At 39.8% G+C, this 17,426-nt stretch carries 16 protein-coding genes; 8 read left to right on the forward strand and 8 right to left on the reverse strand.

Annotated elements, in window-relative coordinates:
* Positions 1–281 precede the first annotated feature (281 nt).
* The 6 genes from BTO11_RS05355 (at position 282) to BTO11_RS05380 (ending at position 5,878) form a co-directional block, all read left to right on the forward strand.
* Entirely contained in the window at positions 282–2,186 is a 1,905-nt protein-coding gene (locus tag BTO11_RS05355) for a DEAD/DEAH box helicase (protein WP_105051629.1), read from the forward strand.
* A gap of 172 nt (positions 2,187–2,358) precedes the next feature.
* Positions 2,359–3,072 (forward strand): ribonuclease PH, encoded by a 714-nt coding sequence (rph, locus tag BTO11_RS05360; RefSeq protein WP_105051630.1) that lies wholly within the window; start codon positions 2,359–2,361, stop codon positions 3,070–3,072.
* Positions 3,073–3,164: 92 nt separating this feature from the next.
* On the forward strand, positions 3,165–3,806 hold the full coding sequence (gene pyrE, locus BTO11_RS05365) for an orotate phosphoribosyltransferase (protein ID WP_105051631.1): 642 nt from the start codon (positions 3,165–3,167) through the stop codon (positions 3,804–3,806).
* A gap of 164 nt (positions 3,807–3,970) precedes the next feature.
* A complete protein-coding gene (pip, locus tag BTO11_RS05370) occupies positions 3,971–4,951 on the forward strand; it encodes a prolyl aminopeptidase (protein ID WP_105051632.1) in 981 nt (326 codons plus the stop codon).
* A complete protein-coding gene (gene dtd, locus BTO11_RS05375; RefSeq protein ID WP_105051633.1) occupies positions 4,952–5,389 on the forward strand; it encodes a D-aminoacyl-tRNA deacylase in 438 nt (145 codons plus the stop codon).
* Between the two features lie 114 nt (positions 5,390–5,503).
* A complete protein-coding gene (locus BTO11_RS05380) occupies positions 5,504–5,878 on the forward strand; it encodes a hypothetical protein (RefSeq protein WP_105051634.1) in 375 nt (124 codons plus the stop codon).
* 141 nt (positions 5,879–6,019) lie between these two features.
* Here the strand turns inward: BTO11_RS05380 and BTO11_RS05385 are convergent, their stop codons facing one another.
* From BTO11_RS05385 to BTO11_RS05420, 8 genes are all read right to left on the reverse strand, one after another.
* Positions 6,020–7,279 carry a diguanylate cyclase gene (locus BTO11_RS05385; protein WP_105051635.1) on the reverse strand — a complete coding sequence of 420 codons (1,260 nt, stop codon included), beginning with the start codon at positions 7,277–7,279 and terminating at the stop codon, positions 6,020–6,022.
* A gap of 84 nt (positions 7,280–7,363) precedes the next feature.
* Positions 7,364–9,457, reverse strand: coding sequence for an ATP-dependent DNA helicase RecG (recG, locus tag BTO11_RS05390; RefSeq protein ID WP_105051636.1), 2,094 nt, complete (start codon positions 9,455–9,457; stop codon positions 7,364–7,366).
* A 9-nt stretch (positions 9,458–9,466) separates the two neighbouring features.
* Positions 9,467–10,249, reverse strand: coding sequence for a tRNA (guanosine(18)-2'-O)-methyltransferase TrmH (gene trmH, locus BTO11_RS05395; RefSeq protein WP_105051637.1), 783 nt, complete (start codon positions 10,247–10,249; stop codon positions 9,467–9,469).
* Between the two features lie 7 nt (positions 10,250–10,256).
* Positions 10,257–10,646 carry a RidA family protein gene (locus BTO11_RS05400; RefSeq protein WP_105051638.1) on the reverse strand — a complete coding sequence of 130 codons (390 nt, stop codon included), beginning with the start codon at positions 10,644–10,646 and terminating at the stop codon, positions 10,257–10,259.
* A gap of 15 nt (positions 10,647–10,661) precedes the next feature.
* Positions 10,662–12,752 (reverse strand): bifunctional GTP diphosphokinase/guanosine-3',5'-bis pyrophosphate 3'-pyrophosphohydrolase, encoded by a 2,091-nt coding sequence (spoT, locus tag BTO11_RS05405; RefSeq protein WP_105051639.1) that lies wholly within the window; start codon positions 12,750–12,752, stop codon positions 10,662–10,664.
* Positions 12,753–12,861: 109 nt separating this feature from the next.
* Positions 12,862–13,134, reverse strand: a complete 273-nt coding sequence (gene rpoZ, locus BTO11_RS05410) for a DNA-directed RNA polymerase subunit omega (RefSeq protein ID WP_105051640.1) — start codon at positions 13,132–13,134, stop codon at positions 12,862–12,864.
* Positions 13,135–13,246: 112 nt separating this feature from the next.
* On the reverse strand, positions 13,247–13,861 hold the full coding sequence (gene gmk, locus BTO11_RS05415) for a guanylate kinase (RefSeq protein WP_105051641.1): 615 nt from the start codon (positions 13,859–13,861) through the stop codon (positions 13,247–13,249).
* A gap of 86 nt (positions 13,862–13,947) precedes the next feature.
* Positions 13,948–14,289 carry a hypothetical protein gene (locus BTO11_RS05420; RefSeq protein ID WP_105051642.1) on the reverse strand — a complete coding sequence of 114 codons (342 nt, stop codon included), beginning with the start codon at positions 14,287–14,289 and terminating at the stop codon, positions 13,948–13,950.
* Between the two features lie 132 nt (positions 14,290–14,421).
* Here BTO11_RS05420 and BTO11_RS05425 point away from each other — a divergent pair, with 132 nt between their 5' ends.
* On the forward strand, positions 14,422–15,963 hold the full coding sequence (locus BTO11_RS05425) for a hypothetical protein (protein WP_105051643.1): 1,542 nt from the start codon (positions 14,422–14,424) through the stop codon (positions 15,961–15,963).
* Positions 15,964–16,127: 164 nt separating this feature from the next.
* Positions 16,128–17,414, forward strand: coding sequence for a phosphoribosylamine--glycine ligase (gene purD, locus BTO11_RS05430; RefSeq protein ID WP_105051644.1), 1,287 nt, complete (start codon positions 16,128–16,130; stop codon positions 17,412–17,414).
* The last annotated feature ends 12 nt before the right edge of the window (positions 17,415–17,426 follow it).

Raw genomic sequence — 17,426 nt, forward strand, 5'->3', positions numbered from 1 at the left:
ACTATAATATTTTTGGCAGTATAACTGTGTGCTAGCTGACTGGCTAATTTATGAGACATTACCTAGGTATTATTTACGTAATCTTGCGGTTATTTACGTAATTACTTTAATTAGATGATTTATTAGTCAAAAGCACTCGCTATTTTTATTTAAAAAGTGTAGAATGCGCGCCCTTTTGATTCCCCCATAGACAGGCTAAGCTCGGATAGTTACGTAAGGTAACGCGCATGTGAGTGATAACGGATTTACGCGTGAAGTTGGGGTAGATGTGAGTAAAAATAATGACAGAAAATGTAGTAGAACCCCAACCTGAAGCAGCTGAAGTTGCTCAACTTAAATTCGCAGACTTAGGATTAAGCCCTGCAGTATTAGACGCGGTTACAAGCGTAGGTTATGAAACACCATCACCTATTCAAGCAGAATGTATTCCACATATTTTAAACGGCGATGACGTTTTAGGTATTGCACAAACAGGTACTGGTAAAACAGCCGCGTTTGCATTACCAGCTTTATGTAAATTAGATGCAAAAATTAATTCTCCACAAGTTTTGGTGTTAACACCAACTCGTGAATTAGCGATTCAGGTTGCTGAAGCGTTTACAACTTACGCTGAGAAACTTAAAGGTTTCCACGTATTACCAATTTATGGTGGTCAAGACTTCCGTACACAATTACGTTCTTTAAAACGTGGTGTACATGTTGTTGTTGGTACACCTGGTCGTGTAATGGACCACATGCGTCGTGAAACTTTAGACCTTTCTAACCTAAAAATGGTTATTTTGGATGAAGCTGATGAAATGTTACGTATGGGTTTCATCGACGATGTTGAATGGATCATGGAAAGCGTTGCTAAAAACACACAGATTGCTTTGTTCTCTGCAACTATGCCGGCGCAAATTTTAAAAGTAACTAAAAACTACTTAAAGAATCCTAAAGAAGTTCGTATCAAGCCTAAAACGGCTAGCCACTCAAACATCACTCAACAGTATTGGATTGTTAATAACAACCAAAAACTAGATGTATTAACGCGCATATTGGAGCTTATCCAATTTGAAGGCATGATCATCTTTGTTAAAACTCGTCAAAGTACTGGTGAGCTTGCTGATAAATTATCAGCACGCGGATACGCAGCTGCTGCACTTAATGGTGATATGAACCAATCTCATCGTGAACAGTGTATCGAGTCTCTGAAATCTGGTCGTTTAGATATCATCATTGCAACAGACGTTGCTGCTCGTGGTATCGACGTTGAACGTGTAACTTACGTTATCAACTACGATTTACCATACGACGTTGAGTCTTATGTTCACCGTGTTGGTCGTACTGGCCGTGCTGGACGTAAAGGTAATGCAATCTTGTTTGCATCTCCACGTGAGCGCCGTTTATTAAAAACGATTGAACGTGAAACTAAGCAAACAATTTTACCTTACGAAGCACCTTCAAACGAAGAAGTTACACAATTACGTGTTGCTGGCTTTAAAGAAAAAATGACAGATGCTTTAGGTTCTCAAGACTTAGACTTCTTTAACAAGTTAGCTGCTGATTTTGCTGCTGAACACGAAATGGAAGTTTCTGAAGTTGCTGGTGCGTTAGCGTACTTAGCTCAACAAGAAGCGCCTTTGCAAGTTACTGGTCGTAGTATGCCTGGTAACAATAATGCAGACGACCGTGGTGGTGATCGCGGCGGACGTGACAGAGATCGTGGCGAAAGAGGCGGACGCGAACGAGGCGGTCGTGATAGAGATCGTGGCGAGCGTAGTGAACGTGGTCCTCGTACAGAAAGAGATCCTGGCGTTAAAATGCAAGCGTACCGTATTGAAGTTGGCCGTGAACACGGTGCAACACCAAGAGATATCGTTGGTGCAATTGCAAATGAAGCAAACTTAAGCTCTAAGTTCATTGGTAACATTAAACTTATGCCTAACTTCTCAGTTGTTGAATTACCAGCTGATATGCCTGCTGAAGTACAACAACAGTTAAAACAAACACGTATTCGTAACCAACCGTTAGATCTGAAAGTAGATCCACGTGGTGGCGAAGGTGTTGGTGCTCGTGAAGAACGTGGCGGTCGTCGTGATGGTGGAGCAGGTCGTCCTCGTCGTGATGGCGGTGCAAGTCGTGCTCGTGGTGGTGAAGGCCATCGTGGACAACGTGATGGCGCATCTCGCGGTCCAAAACGTGACTAAGCTAGAAAAAAGTTAAAATGAAAAAGGTGCATTAATTTGCACCTTTTTTGTAAGTTAAACGTAAATTATCAATGCAGCAGAAGATTGAATTTTCTATAATGCATTAGAATTATTTTGTTAAGTCTTAATTAACCGACTTGGCATTTTGTATGATTAAAATATAGAGGTCTATATGCGTCCAAGTGGCAGAACCACATCTCAAATTCGTCCGGTTACTATTACTCGTAATTTTACCGCGCACGCAGAGGGTTCAGTATTAATTGAAATTGGTGAAACTAAAGTTCTTTGTAATGCCACTGTAGAAAGCGGTGTACCTCGCTTTATGAAAGGCAAGGGCAAAGGGTGGGTTAACGCTGAATATGGCATGTTACCGCGCTCAACGCACACTCGTAACAATCGTGAAGCCACTCGTGGTAAGCAAACTGGCCGTACTATGGAAATTCAACGTTTAATCGCTCGTTCTTTACGTGCCGCGGTTGATTTGAAAATACTTGGCGAGAATACAATCACTATCGATTGTGATGTTATTCAAGCTGATGGCGGAACTCGTACTGCGTCAATTACCGGTGCTTGTGTTGCTTTGGTCGACGCGATTAATTACATGTTGAAAAAGAACATGATTAAAGCCAATCCGCTTAAATATTTAGTCGCGGCTATTTCAGTTGGTGTTTATAAAGGCACGCCTATTGCTGATTTAGAATACGTTGAAGACTCAGAAGCTGAAACGGATATGAATGTTGTGATGACCGAAGACGGACGTTTAATTGAAGTCCAAGGTACAGCAGAAGAAGAACCGTTTAGCTTTGACGAAATGCAAGAAATGTTAGGTTTAGCTAAAAGTGCCATTAATGAATTAGTGGACGAACAGAAAAAAGCGTTAGCTTAAAACAGCTACGAGTAACGAGAGCCGAGCTGCGAGTATCGAGCAAAAGCTAACTCTCGCAACTCGTGCCTCGTAACTCGAAACTTGAGGAACTTATGAAAGATTATCAAATTGAATTTATTGAATTCGCGTTAGAGAAACAAGTATTAAAGTTTGGTGAGTTTACCCTGAAATCAGGCCGTACTAGTCCATATTTTTTTAATGCTGGTTTGTTTAATACTGGTCGTGACTTAGCGCGTTTAGGTCGTTTTTATGCGGCGGCTTTGGTTGACTCTAATATTGAATTTGACGTGTTGTTTGGTCCGGCCTACAAAGGCATTCCAATTGCGACCACCACTGCAGTTGCGCTTGCGGATCATCATGATGTGGACACGCCATATTGTTTTAACCGTAAAGAGAAAAAAACGCACGGTGAAGGTGGTAGTTTGGTTGGTGCTGAGCTTAAAGGCAAAATCATGTTGGTTGACGACGTGATCACTGCAGGTACGGCAATTCGTGAATCAATGGAAATCATTGCTGAGCACGGTGCTGACTTATCTGGTGTGTTAATCGCATTGGACCGCCAAGAAAAAGGCAAAGCTGAATTGTCTGCGATTCAAGAAGTTGAACGTGACTTTAATACTAAAGTGATTTCAATTGTGACCTTAACTGACTTGATCACTTACTTAAAACAGAATCAAGATTACGCTGAATATTTACCAAAAGTAGAACTATACCGTGAGACTTACGGCGTTTAACTTTTACAGCTTGTGTTAAAAATATTATTAAATAGCCGCGGTATAAATACAGCGGCTTTTTTGTGCCTAATTTTTGTTTATCATTTGTGGTAATTAGTACTTCACACTTTCCTGTTGCCGCCATACTATAAACACTCTTTCGTCTTTATTAGGATTGTTTGTTTATGCGCCCTTTATTTCCTGAGATTAAAATCAATCAAAGTTATATGGTTGAAGTATCCGACGGTCATGTCATTTATGTTGAAGAAAGTGGCAATCCTAATGGTATTCCTGTGGTGTATTGTCATGGCGGGCCAGGCGGAGGCTCCGATCCGGTTTACCGACGTTTTTATAATCCTGAACATTACCGAATTATATTGTTTGATCAACGCGGTTGCGGGTTGTCAACGCCGCATTGTGCCTCAGACATTAATGCTATTTGGAACAATACCACCTCAGATTTAATTCAAGATATGGAAGCAATTCGCCAACATTTAACTATAAAAAATTGGGTTGTGGCCGGTGGCAGTTGGGGAACAACGGTTGCGTTATTGTATGCGATTGAGTTTTCTAGCCGAGTGCTTGGCTTAATTTTACGTGGTGTGTTCTTAGGCCGACAACAAGACTTAGATTGGTTATACGCCGAGAAAGTAGGCGCAAGTCAGATATTTCCAGAGTATCACGCGGATTTTATCCGTGGTCAAAATCCAGACTCGGTAGCTGAGTTATTGGCGGGCTTTTATGAGCAATTAACCGGAGACAACGACTTAGTGCAAATGTCTGCGGCAAAGCAATTTTCCAATTGGGAAAGCCGTATTTGCAAATTAAAACCGCAAACCAATGCGGTTGCAGAAAGTAATAAGGAATTGGTCGCAAGTTCATTATTAGCCACGCATTATTTTACCAATAACTGCTTTATTTACGAGCATGAGATCCTCAGCGAAATTGCCAACATTAGTGAAATCCCTGGTTATATTATTCATGGTCGATACGACAGTGTGTGCAAACCAGAAGGTGCGTATGAACTCAGCCGAGCATGGATAAATAGTGTGCTAGAAATAGTACCTGCAGCAGGGCACAGCTGCACAGAAGTTGGCATTGTTGACGGGCTGGTAAAAGCCAGTGATGAAATGGCTCGTTATATACAGCAGGAGAAATTAGTTTAAATGATAGCTTTGATCCAAAGAGTAAAGTCGGCACAGGTCGATGTCGATGGTAAAACCATAGGTAAAATAAATCAGGGACTTTTGGTGTTGCTCGGGGTAGCTAAAGATGATGACAAAACCAAAGCAGACAGGTTAGTTCAGCGGATTAGTAATTATCGAATATTCTCTGATGAGGATGGCCGTATGAATTTAAGCTTAAAGCAGATTGAAGGTGAATTGCTGGTTGTATCGCAATTTACTTTGGTTGCAGATACTAAAAAAGGCACACGTCCTGGCTTTTCTCGTGGCGCGCCTCCTGCATTAGGTGAGGAGTTATATGACTACTTTGTTATGCAATGTAAGGACGCAGGCATTCCAACTCAAACGGGTCAGTTTGGCGCAGACATGCAAGTGAGTTTATTAAATGATGGGCCGGTTACCTTTAACCTTGAAGTCTAGTGTTAACAAAGTAACCTAGCGGCAAAATTAAAAGCGACTCAGGACTTCATCTAATAATTTGAGTCACTGATCAACTAACCTTTGGCAAAAGCAAAGGTACAAAAAGGAAATGTTATGGGAATTTTAAAATTAATCACGTATGCCGCAGGTGTTGCTGCGTTATTTCTGTCTGGTTATTTGGCTAAGCTTTTAGATGACTCCAATTTTATGGAGCAAGTGACGGCAATTCCAAGTGAAAACATAACCTACTTTCATATTATTGCGTTGGTTGTTATTGCCTGGTTATTAATAAGCCTGTTAATGACGGTTATCACTCGTGGAATAATTATCGTTTTATTAATTATTGCGATTGGTGCAGAAGGCACGTTTGTTGGTATGAATATTAACGGTATTATTGTTGAACAAACTAGCGTGTTAGAAGATGTACAAGATGGTGCGGTAGACTTATTTGATGAGTTAAAAGACAAAGTAGAAGATGTAATAGATTAATCACCATTGCTGTGACTTAATTTAAACCGCTTCTAGTCTCTAGTCGCTAATCCATAAAAAAAGGAAGTTATTAACTTCCTTTTTTTGTGTCAGTTTATCAAGAGGCAGTTTATTGAGAGGTAAGTAGGCTGCACAGTTAAGCTAATCGGCAATAACCATATTGCGGCCACTGTCTTTAGCGTCATACAATAATTCATCGGCTTTGATCATAATCTCATCAAATGAACTGTCACAACCATGCGTAATACCAATACTTATAGTACAGGTAATGGTGTTTTTGCCAGAACCTATGCCGATATCAACTAACATGTTTTCGATATCTTTTCTAAAATCATCCAGCAACATAATTGCCTGATTTCTACTTGTGGTATCTAAAAAGATACAGAATTCTTCGCCGCCGACTCTAGCCGCTAAATAATTTGGTGAGAAGTGACGCTGCATTAACTTAGCTATCGATTTTAATACAACATCGCCAGCATCATGGCCATAGGTGTCGTTGACCGATTTAAAGTAGTCTATGTCTATCATGGCTAATGTAGAGTTTATGCCATCTATATATCGTCTTTTTATAATTGGTGATACTTGTTCAAAGAAGTAACGACGATTAAATAAGCCAGTTAAATAATCTGTGTTTGCTTGTCTTTGTATGATGGCAATATTTTCAATGTATTCGATATTTTGTAAGACTCTGCAATAAAACTCTTCTAGGCAAAATGGAGTGGTTAAAAAGTCATTAGCGCCATTTTTAATGAACTTAGCCGTTAGCGACTGGTTATTGTCCTCAGACAGGCCAATAATACTAATTTCATCTTTGGAATATTTACTGCGGATTTGATTGCACAGCTCTAACCCATCCATATTAGCCATTTCTTTTTCTGTGATGACTAATTTTATTTGAGGATGTTTTTCTAACTCTTCTATTGCTGCTGCACCACAACGTGCTTGAATAACATGATAGTTATGGCGCTCAAGTAAGTCTTTTAGGTGATTTCTGGTGTCTTGAGACTCACCAACAACCAATATCTTGGTTAAATGATTCACCCGTAACTTTTCAAGTAAATGTTGTAGGTAAGGATAGGCTTGTTTGTTTTCTTTGGTGATGTAGTCAATAACAGGAAGTTGCAAAATATTATTGCGAGTTTCATCATCAATCATGCCGGTCATAACTATTCCAGGTACATTCCGAGCTAAGAGATATGCTATTGCTTCTCCGTTTGGTGCATCAGGTAAGCTGTAATCTATAATGGCGCAGAAGAATTCAGGAAATCTAGGCTCTAATAATTTTACTTGTTCTAATGTTTCAGCCGTAATTGGATTGAACCCAGCTCTGGTCACTAAGTTTTTGTGCAGCGCTAAGATTGGCTTACTGTCTTCTACAATTAGAACGTTAAATTTTTTCATACAATATTTTTATATTTAGTCTGGTTTAGAGTTAAGCACTATATGCTTGAATCAGCAATAAAATTTAATTTAACTGCTGATTTATTATGCATTTGTATAAATTTGTTTCTCACCTAGCCAACGCTGAGTGATTTTAGCAACAAGTTCTGGCTGGTTATTTAGAATGTGGGTGGCGAGTTTCATCGCGACTGGAATCAGCATGCCATCTCGGTTTAAATCAGCGACTTTAAAGTCGGCCATTCCCGTTTGCTTGGTTCCAATAATTTCGCCCGCGCCACGTATTTCTAAATCTTTTTGAGCAATAACAAAACCGTCACTAGAGTCTCTCAGTACGGCCAATCTTTTTTGAGCAGTGTCTGACAGTGGAGCATGATATAACAGCACACAGTGCGATTTAGACGCGCCTCGGCCTACTCGTCCACGTAACTGATGCAACTGAGCTAATCCTAAGCGTTCAGGGTTTTCTATGATCATTAAACTGGCGTTGGGGACATCGACGCCCACTTCAATAACTGTGGTTGCCACTAACAGATTAATGTCGCCAGCTTTAAATTGTTCCATCACCGATTGTTTGTCGGCACTTTTCATACGCCCATGCACTAAACCTATTTTTAGCTCTGGCAGTAAAGCTTGTAATTCTACCGCTGAGTCTTCAGCTGCCTGGCATTGTAGAACTTCAGATTCTTCTACTAGAGTGCAAACCCAATACGCTTGTTGACCAGTTGTAATACAAACATCTTTAACGCGTTCAATAACAGACTCACGACGAGTATCTGGAATAGCAACGGTTGTGACCGGAGTTCTCCCCGGTGGTAGCTCATCAATAATTGAGCAGTCCAAATCGGCATACGCTGTCATGGCTAAGGTTCTTGGAATTGGTGTTGCTGTCATCACTAACTGATGTGGATAAAAACTACCTTGTTCTGAATGTATTGCGCCTTTATTGCGTAGTTCTAACCGTTGGTGTACACCAAATCTGTGCTGTTCATCGATTATAACTAAAGCCAAATTATAAAACTGAACACTTTCTTGGAATAAAGCATGTGTGCCTATGACCATTTTGGCAGAGCCGGACTCTATTTTTTCAAGCACGATGCGACGCTCTGCTGCTTTAGTTTTACCCGCTAACCAAACAACTTCAATGCTAAGAGGTTCAAGCCATTGCTTAAAACTGCTGGCGTGCTGTTCGGCTAATATTTCTGTAGGAGCCATCAAAGCAACTTGATTACCGGTTCCAATAACCGCTAATGCTGCCATTGCTGCAACTAACGTTTTACCCGAACCAACATCCCCTTGTACTAATCTGAGCATAGGTCTTGGTTGCTTAATATCATTGTAGATATCGGCAATAACACGTTGTTGGGCATTGGTTGGGGTAAAAGGCAGTTGCGCTAAAAATTGATTGTTTAACGCTATATTTGGTTCAAACGACAAGGCGCTGACTTCCTGGAATACATGCTTTTTTTCTAACATGCTAACTTGATGGGCAACAAGTTCTTCCAGCGCTAATCTTTGTTGAGCCGGATGGATCCCCATTTCCAATAAATGATAAGGCGTGTCTACCGGCGGGCGGTGGCAAATACTGAGCGCTTGTTTAATTGTGTAATTATTGGGTAATGCGTCGGCGGGTAATATTTCATCGACATTGTATTTTTCTAAACGACTTAACGCTTGTTCTGTAATGCTACGTAATGTGGCTTGTTTGATGCCTTCGGTCGTTGGGTAAACAGGCGTTAAGGTTTCTTCCACTGAGATTGGTTGTTCTGGGTCTACGATTTTGTATTCCGGGTGGATCATCTCTGGGCCATTACGACCACCGCGTATTTCGCCAAAACAGCGTAACCATACGCCACTTTCCAATTGATTTTTTTGCGCTGCACTAAAATTGAAAAACCGTAATGTCATTAACCCTGTGGTGTCTGTGATACGCACTAACATGGAACGACGTTTACCAAATTGAATTTGACTGGACTGTACTTGGCCTACAACGGTGACGTGAGTGCCGACGACCGAGTCGTTTATTGTGTATATACGGCTGCGGTCTTCGTATCTAAGTGGTAAGTGGAATAGGGCATCTTCGACATTGTGGATGTCAATCTTTGCTAACTTTTCAGCAACTTTAGCACCAATACCTTTTAAGGTAGTGATAGGAACGGAAGCAAGCGATGACAGTGCCATGTGATTATCTTAACTATTACTTTCGGCAACTGAATTAGGTTCTAATTCAAATTGTTGATTGATATGAGTGAAGTCCACACGTCTTGATTTTGAGTCGGCGGGTAACTTGTTGTATTTTTCTTTAATCTCTTGATACCAGCTTTTATCTGCCGCGATTTGACCAAATTCATCCAATGGTGGATAAGGACTTTTGGTTCTAACACACAACTCAGCATATATCGGATGACCGCCTTCAAATAACATTTGGTGGCGTATTTCATCACTCACTCTTGGTGTGTCGTATAATCCGGCTACTAAACGTTGGCGCTGTGCTTCATACATAATTAATGCACTTGCTACACTCACATTAAGTGACTCAACCATGCCATACATGGGAACAACAATATGGTGATCGGCAAGCTCTAATGCTTCATCCGAGATACCATCGCGTTCCTGTCCGACAATTAATGCCGTTGGTTTGGTGTAATCAATCTCGCGAAAATCCACCGCTCGGTCAGACAAGTTTGTCGCTAAGACTTGCATGCCTTGTTGTTTAAATTGCTTAATGGCGGTTGCGGTATCCGGCTGCTCAACAACTTTCACCCAGTTTTGGCTACCAGAAGCTCGTCCGTTAGAAAGCCAACGACTTTGAGTAGAATAAATAGCGTGAATGTTATGGATGCCAATAGCATCAGCCGTTCGAATGATTGCCGATAAATTATGAGTTTTATGAACCTGCTCCATGCAAACCGTTAGATCCGGTTGGCGTTTGTCGAGCAGGTTGGTTATGCGTTTAAAACGTTCAGGAGTCATTGGACTATTAAACGTCTGATAATTCTAATATGCCATCAATTTCAATTTGCACGCCTTTTGGCAATGCTGAAACTTGTACGGCAGCTCTAGCAGGATATGGTTCAGCAACGTATTTAGCCATAATCTCGTTAACTGTGGCAAAGTTGCTTAAGTCAGTTAAGAATATATTTAATTTAACGGCGTTGGCTAATGAGCCATTTGCGGCTTCGCAGACCGCAGCTAAGTTTTTAAATACTTGTTCTGCTTGCTCCGCAAAATCTTCCGATATAATTTCCATCGTCTCTGGAATTAAAGGAATTTGACCTGACAAATAAACCGTTGTGCCTGTTTTTATTGCTTGGTTATAAGTACCAATTGCTGCTGGTGCATTTTCTGTTGAAACTACAATTCTAGTCATTTTAATATTCCTTAATTATTTTCTGCTTATACGTTGAACATCAGGTAGCGTTCTCAATTTTTTGATAACGCGCGCTAAATGTATACGGTCTTTTACCGTCACATCTGCGTAGATAACGTATAAATTAGATTCTTTTTCTTCTGTGTTTAAATGCTCAACATTGGAGTTGGTTTTAGCAATTAAATTTGTCACTTTGGCTAATGCGCCTTGGTGATTGATTAACTCAATTTTTAGTGAGGCGATATATTCTTTGTCTGAGGTTTCATCCCACTTCACTTTAAAGTATTTAGCTGTGTCTTTTTCCCAATTTCGGCAGTTAGGGCAGTCTTCCCTATGGATTTTTAATCCTTTACCTTGTGAGATATGGGCAACAATTTCATCGCCTAATATTGGATAACAACATTGACTGTAAGTAACTAACATACCTTCAGCACCTACAATAGGTGTAAGATCTTGATTGTCGTTTTCTAAACCACGGTTTACTAATCTATTACGAACCGCTAAGCCCATTAAATTACCTAGACCAATTTCATGGTACAAATCGTCTAAGGTTTTAGTATTCAGTTCCGTCATTACCTTGTCTAAGGTTTCTAACGGAATGTCGTCAATGCTAGTTTCACCTAAAGCTGAGCTTAGTAGGCGTTTACCTAAAGAAACGGCTTCGTTGGTACGTTGCTGTTTAAGATAATTTCTAATACCCAAACGAGCTTTGGCACTAACAACAAAGTTTAACCAGTTGGCATTTGGTTTTACATTTGGCGAGGTAATGATCTCGACCGTTTGACCTGAGTCTAATGCTTTACTTAATGGATGTGGTTTTCTGTCTACTTTTGCGCCAACACAAGTATTACCAACATCGGTATGTACAGTATAAGCAAAATCGACCGGAGTCGCGCCCATAGGCAGTTCATGTATTTTACCGTCTGGGGTAAATACATAAATTTCTTCAGGGAACATGTCGGTTTTTACGTTTTCAATAAACTCAAAAGAAGAACCTGCACTTTGTTGTAGCTCCAACAAAGACTGCATCCATTGACGAGCACGTTGTCTAGCTGAATTGCCCGCTTTTGTATCTGTGCCTTTATAAGCCCAGTGTGCGGCAATGCCTCGGTCAGCGAGCTGATCCATGTCATTGGTTCTGATTTGAATTTCAATTGGGATCCCATGAGGACCAATTAACGAGGTATGCAACGACTGATAACCATTGGTTTTTGGAATGGCAATATAATCTTTAAAACGCGTTTCAATTGGCTTATATAAACTGTGCATAACGCCAATCATGCGATAGCAGGTATCTATATCGTCAACAATGACTCTAAAGGCATAAATGTCCATCACTTCGTTGAACATCAATTCTTTGTTAAGCATTTTTCGATAAATACTAAATAAATGTTTTTCTCTGCCTTCAACGCTACCAGGAATACCAACTTGTTCTAATCTGGTTTCTATTTCCGATTGAATGTTTTGTATTATTTCTTTGCGGTTACCACGAGCTTGTTTAACCGCGTTGCCTAACGCACGTGAACGCATAGGGTAAAGCGCTTGAAAACCTAAGTTTTCTAATTCGTTTTTAAATTCATGCATACCAAGGCGATTGGCGATTGGCGCATATATTTCTAATGTTTCTCTGGCGATACGACGTTTTTTATCTGGGCGTAATGCGCCTAATGTCCGCATGTTATGAGTGCGGTCGGCAAGTTTGATTAATATCACGCGGATATCTTGAGTCATTGCCATGACCATTTTGCGAAAGTTCTCAGCCTTAAATTCTTTTTTATCTTTAAATTTAAGTTTATCTAATTTGGAAACGCCTTCCACTAAGTCGGCAATTGTTTCGCCAAACTCATCGGCCAAGTCTTGCTTGGTAACGGGCGTGTCTTCAATAACATCATGCATTAACGCAGCGGCTAAGGTTTCATGATCCAGACGCATGTTCGCCAGTAACACAGTTACAGCGACAGGATGGGTTATGTAGGGATCACCACTTGAGCGCATTTGGCCGTCGTGAGCATCACGAGCAACTACATAGGCACGTTGGATTATGGCGACTTGCTCTTCTGGCAAGTAGCTACAAATTTGTTGTTTTAAACCTTCAAATAAATACACAGAGACTCAAACTAGAATGAGAAGAAAATAGGGATTGAATAGACTATACGATTTTTAAAAAAAGAAAGCCAACGCAAGAGATGCGTTGGCTAGAAGATTTTTTACTGAATTATTCGTTTGTTACGATTGCAGCAACGGCTGCCATTTCTTCAGACTGACGAACTGTTTCAGCTTCGTTGTCTTGCAAGTCCATTACTTCATTCGTAATTAAACCAGCTTCAATTTCACGAAGTGCTGTTACTGTTGGCTTATCTAAACCAGCATCAACTAAAGGCTCTTTACCTTGAGTAGCTAACTGACGTGCACGACGAGCAGCAACTAAAATTAAATCGAAACGATTTCCTACTTTACTAACAGCGTCTTCTACAGTTACGCGAGCCATTTACTATCTCCAGTTACATAAACCACGTTAAGTGGTGAAATCTTGCTGTTTGTTTGAAACAACAAGATTGAATAAATTAAAATTTAAGGGGCGTAATATTACACTAAGCGAATCAATTCGCCAACAGTTCGTTTATTAAGTCGGCAAATTTACTTTTTTGATTTTTAGTTTGTAAGCGATGCGAGAGTACAACACGCTCTAAATCGCTCAATGTTTTGTCAAAATCGTCATTGATCATTACAAAGTCATATTCTTCATGATGTGTCATTTCACTTTGCGCTTGAGCCATTCTTGCCGCGATAACTTCTTTTGTATCTTGGCCGCGTTTATGAAGTCGACTTTCTAGTTCTTGCCTGGATGGCGGCAAAATAAATAAGGTAATGATATGTGGCACTAGTTCGCGCATTTGTACTGCGCCTTGCCAATCAATATCTAAAAATACATCTATGCCTTGGTCTAGCTGCTCATTAATGGCAGATTTAGACGTGCCGTAATAATTACCAAAAACCTCAGCCCATTCATAGAACTCGTCTTCTTGGATCAATCTTTTGAACGTATCAACGTCAGTAAAATGATAATGCTCGCCATCAACTTCACCTGGTCTAGGTGCACGAGTGGTATGGGAAACTGATACTTTCATATCGTCATGTTTAGCTAACAATGCGCCGATTAGACTCGACTTTCCTGCACCACTTGGCGAGGAAACAACAAATAAATTACCTTTCATAACTCACTACTATATAAGTTTATGGTTCAAAAAAAAATAGTCGGACAGTTTAACATAAAATATCTGTGATAAGCCTGTGCTATTTATTATTGTTCCTGTAATTCTTCAAGTTGCTCTTGCAACATCTCTTTCATTTCTTCAATTTTAGCTTGAGCGTCTTCAGCCGTTAAGTTTTTATCTTCTAATAATGACTCAAGATCTTGTTGATTTAACATGTCCTGTAATTGCTCTAAACTTACTTTATCCAGAAGCTTAGACATGTCACCGTTAAATAAATCTTGGCTTAAATCTTCCAGGTCAAATTCATTGTCGCTAACCAACTCAGTTAACGGTTCAAAATAAGGCGCGACCATGCCATTTAAGTCAACCTTGAAAACATATTGTAGTAAGGCATAGGCAAGGATTAATGAAAGTAGAATTTTTAACATATTTTGATCTCTGTGGTTTTGCCTCAACTTGAGAAACTTTATTAAGGTTAGGCATTATATAAATGTCTAATCTAGTATATAAAGGCAGTAGAGTCGAAGTACTTTTAATAAAATATTTTGTGGCGAGAGATAATGAAAACTAAATTATTAGCAGTTAGCGTTTTGAGTTTAAGTCTCATATTTATAGTGCAGTCCTTTGCAAAAAATATCGATAATACTGAATTTGAAAAGTGGAAGAAAAAACACAATAAAGAAGTCACGAACTTTGTTGAAAAGTACGATAAAGACTTTGCCTCGTTTTTAAAGACGCGTTGGGTAGAAACTGACGTGATTGCCGGTGAGCAAAGAGATAACCAACCAAAGCCACAACAAACACCAGAAAAACAGCCTGAACCTGTTGTTGATGAAACGCCAGTTGAAATAGTTTTACCAGACATTGAACTACCAGAAATTAAGCCTGAACAAGATATTCCTGAAGTACCAGATGTTTCTTTGCCTAAAGATAAGGTGCCAGATACTAAAGTGAAGCCGCCTTTTTATTACGTCGCGGACGATACAGACTCTTCAGGTAAAAGCATCGTGGGTAAGAGCATTGAGGTATCGTTATTAGGGCAAACCTTGATTATGCCAAAAGTTACTTTGCCTACCTTGACCATAAAAAAATTAAGCAGTGGTGTGATTGCTGAATTATGGTTAGCAATGGCAAGCTCGGATTATAAACCTGCTATAGCTGCTATTGAGCAAGCAAGTCATGATTTGAAGTTAGATGATTGGGGTAATGCCTTATTAACTCATAAATTTTTAATTTCACAAACTGGGTTAACTCAAAACGAACGTCAATTACTTACTTGGTTCTATTTAGTAAAACAAGGTTTTGATGCCAGAGTCGCATTTGATAAAAATGAAATATATTTGTTACTTAATACTGCGCAGACTCTTTTTGCGCAAAAGTTTTTTACCTTTGATGAGCAAAAATATTACTTCGTTGATTTTGCTAAAACACGTCCGATAAATATTGGTAGTGTTTATACCTACGAACAACAATATTCGTCAGCCAAAAAAGCGGTGAAAATTGATATGCGAGTTGCGCCTTTGCAAGGTGAAAGCGATAAAACCAGAGTATTAAAAACTAAGATAGGTAAGCAGTCAGTTTCGGTTACCGCACCTTATAATTCGAATTACATTGATTTTTTAAACTTTTATCCGCAAGTGTCGATGCAATATTACTTCCAGGCTGAGTTACCAGAACAAACCAAAATCAGTTTATTAAGCCAGCTTAAACAAGACATTGCTGGTTTATCGGAACTCGAAGCCGCTAACTTCTTATTACATTTTGTACAAACGAGTTTGCAATACCAGACTGACCAACAGCAATTTAATTATGAAAACTACTTATTTGCAGGGGAAACTTTGCATTACCCTTATGCCGATTGTGAAGACAGGTCTGTGTTTTTTGCATATTTGGTTACTCACTTAATGGGCAATAAAGTAGTGGGTCTTCAATATGATGGACATGTAGCAACCGCGGTGGCGTTAAAATCGAAAACAAGCGGTAGTTCATTTTTGATCAATAACGTTAGATATACGATTGCCGACCCAACATTTATAAACGCTAATGTGGGAGAAGTTATGACGGGTTTCGAAGGTGTTGAACCTGAGCTTGTTATTTATTAATTAGGTAAATACTCCACGACTTGGGCGGTTAATCATTTTTGTTTAACCTCCCTGATTTAACCTTCCTTATTTAAGCATTCTTACTTAACCATAGGTGTTTGCTGTGTTAATATCGCCGCCAAATTTCATCCCATCCTTTATTTAATTAATACGTGAGATCAAACATGAAAGTACTTGTTATTGGTGGTGGCGGTCGTGAACATGCATTGGCATGGAAGGCAGCACAGAGTTCTAATGTTGAAACCGTTTTTGTCGCTCCTGGAAATGCGGGCACAGCCCACGAAGCAAAATTACAAAATGTTGATATTGCGGCAGAAGACATTGATGGTTTAGCAAAGTTTGCTCAAGATAATAATATAGGCTTAACAATTGTTGGCCCAGAAATGCCTTTAGTTGAAGGCGTGGTTGATACGTTTGAATCTCTAGGATTAACGATTTTTGGTCCAAGTAAAGGGGCTGCACAACTTGAAGGTTCAAAGTCATTCACTAAAGACTTTTTAGCTCGTCACAAAATTCCAACAGGTTCTTACCAAACGTTTACTGAAATCGACAAAGCTATCGCTTATGTTGAAAGAATGGGCGCACCTATTGTTGTTAAAGCCGATGGCTTAGCAGCGGGTAAAGGCGTTATTGTTGCTATGACGAATCAAGAAGCAATTGATGCTATTGAAGATATGTTAGCGGGTAATGCTTTTGGTGAAGCGGGTTCTCGTGTGGTTATTGAAGAGTTTTTAACGGGTGAAGAAGCAAGTTTCATTGTAATGGTTGATGGTAAAAATGTATTAGCCATGGCAACAAGCCAAGACCATAAACGTGCTTACAATAATGATGAAGGTCCAAATACTGGTGGTATGGGAGCTTATTCTCCAGCTCCAGTGGTAACACCTGAAATTCATCAACGTATTATGGATGAAGTTATTTACCCAACGGTAAATGGTATGGCTAGCGAAGGGAATTCTTATAAAGGATTCTTGTACGCTGGTTTGATGATAGATACAGATGGTACGCCAAAGGTTATCGAATATAACTGTCGTTTTGGTGACCCTGAAACACAACCTATTATGTTGCGTCTACAGTCTGATATTGTGCAACTTTGCTTAGAAGCTTGTGCTGGCACATTAGATACATCAACTATCAGCTTTGACCCAAGACCTGCTGTTGGTGTTGTATTAGCTGCTGGTGGATATCCGGCAAGTTACAACAAAGGTGATATCATCACTGGTATTCCAGAAGCGACTGAGTCGTCAAAAACGTTCCATGCTGGCACTAAGTTGGTTGATGGTAATGTTGTTACCTCTGGTGGCCGTGTTTTATGCGCTACAGCGATGGGCACAACAGTAACAGAAGCGCAAAAAGCCGCTTATGTCGCTGTTAATCAAATAAAATGGACGGGCGTTGAGTTCCGTACTGATATTGCTTACCGTGCAATTGAGCGTGAGCAAAATAGATAAACAGCCCCTAAT

The sequence above is a fragment of the Psychrosphaera saromensis genome (genome assembly GCF_002954545.1).
Classification (GTDB): Bacteria; Pseudomonadota; Gammaproteobacteria; order Enterobacterales; family Alteromonadaceae; genus Psychrosphaera; species Psychrosphaera saromensis.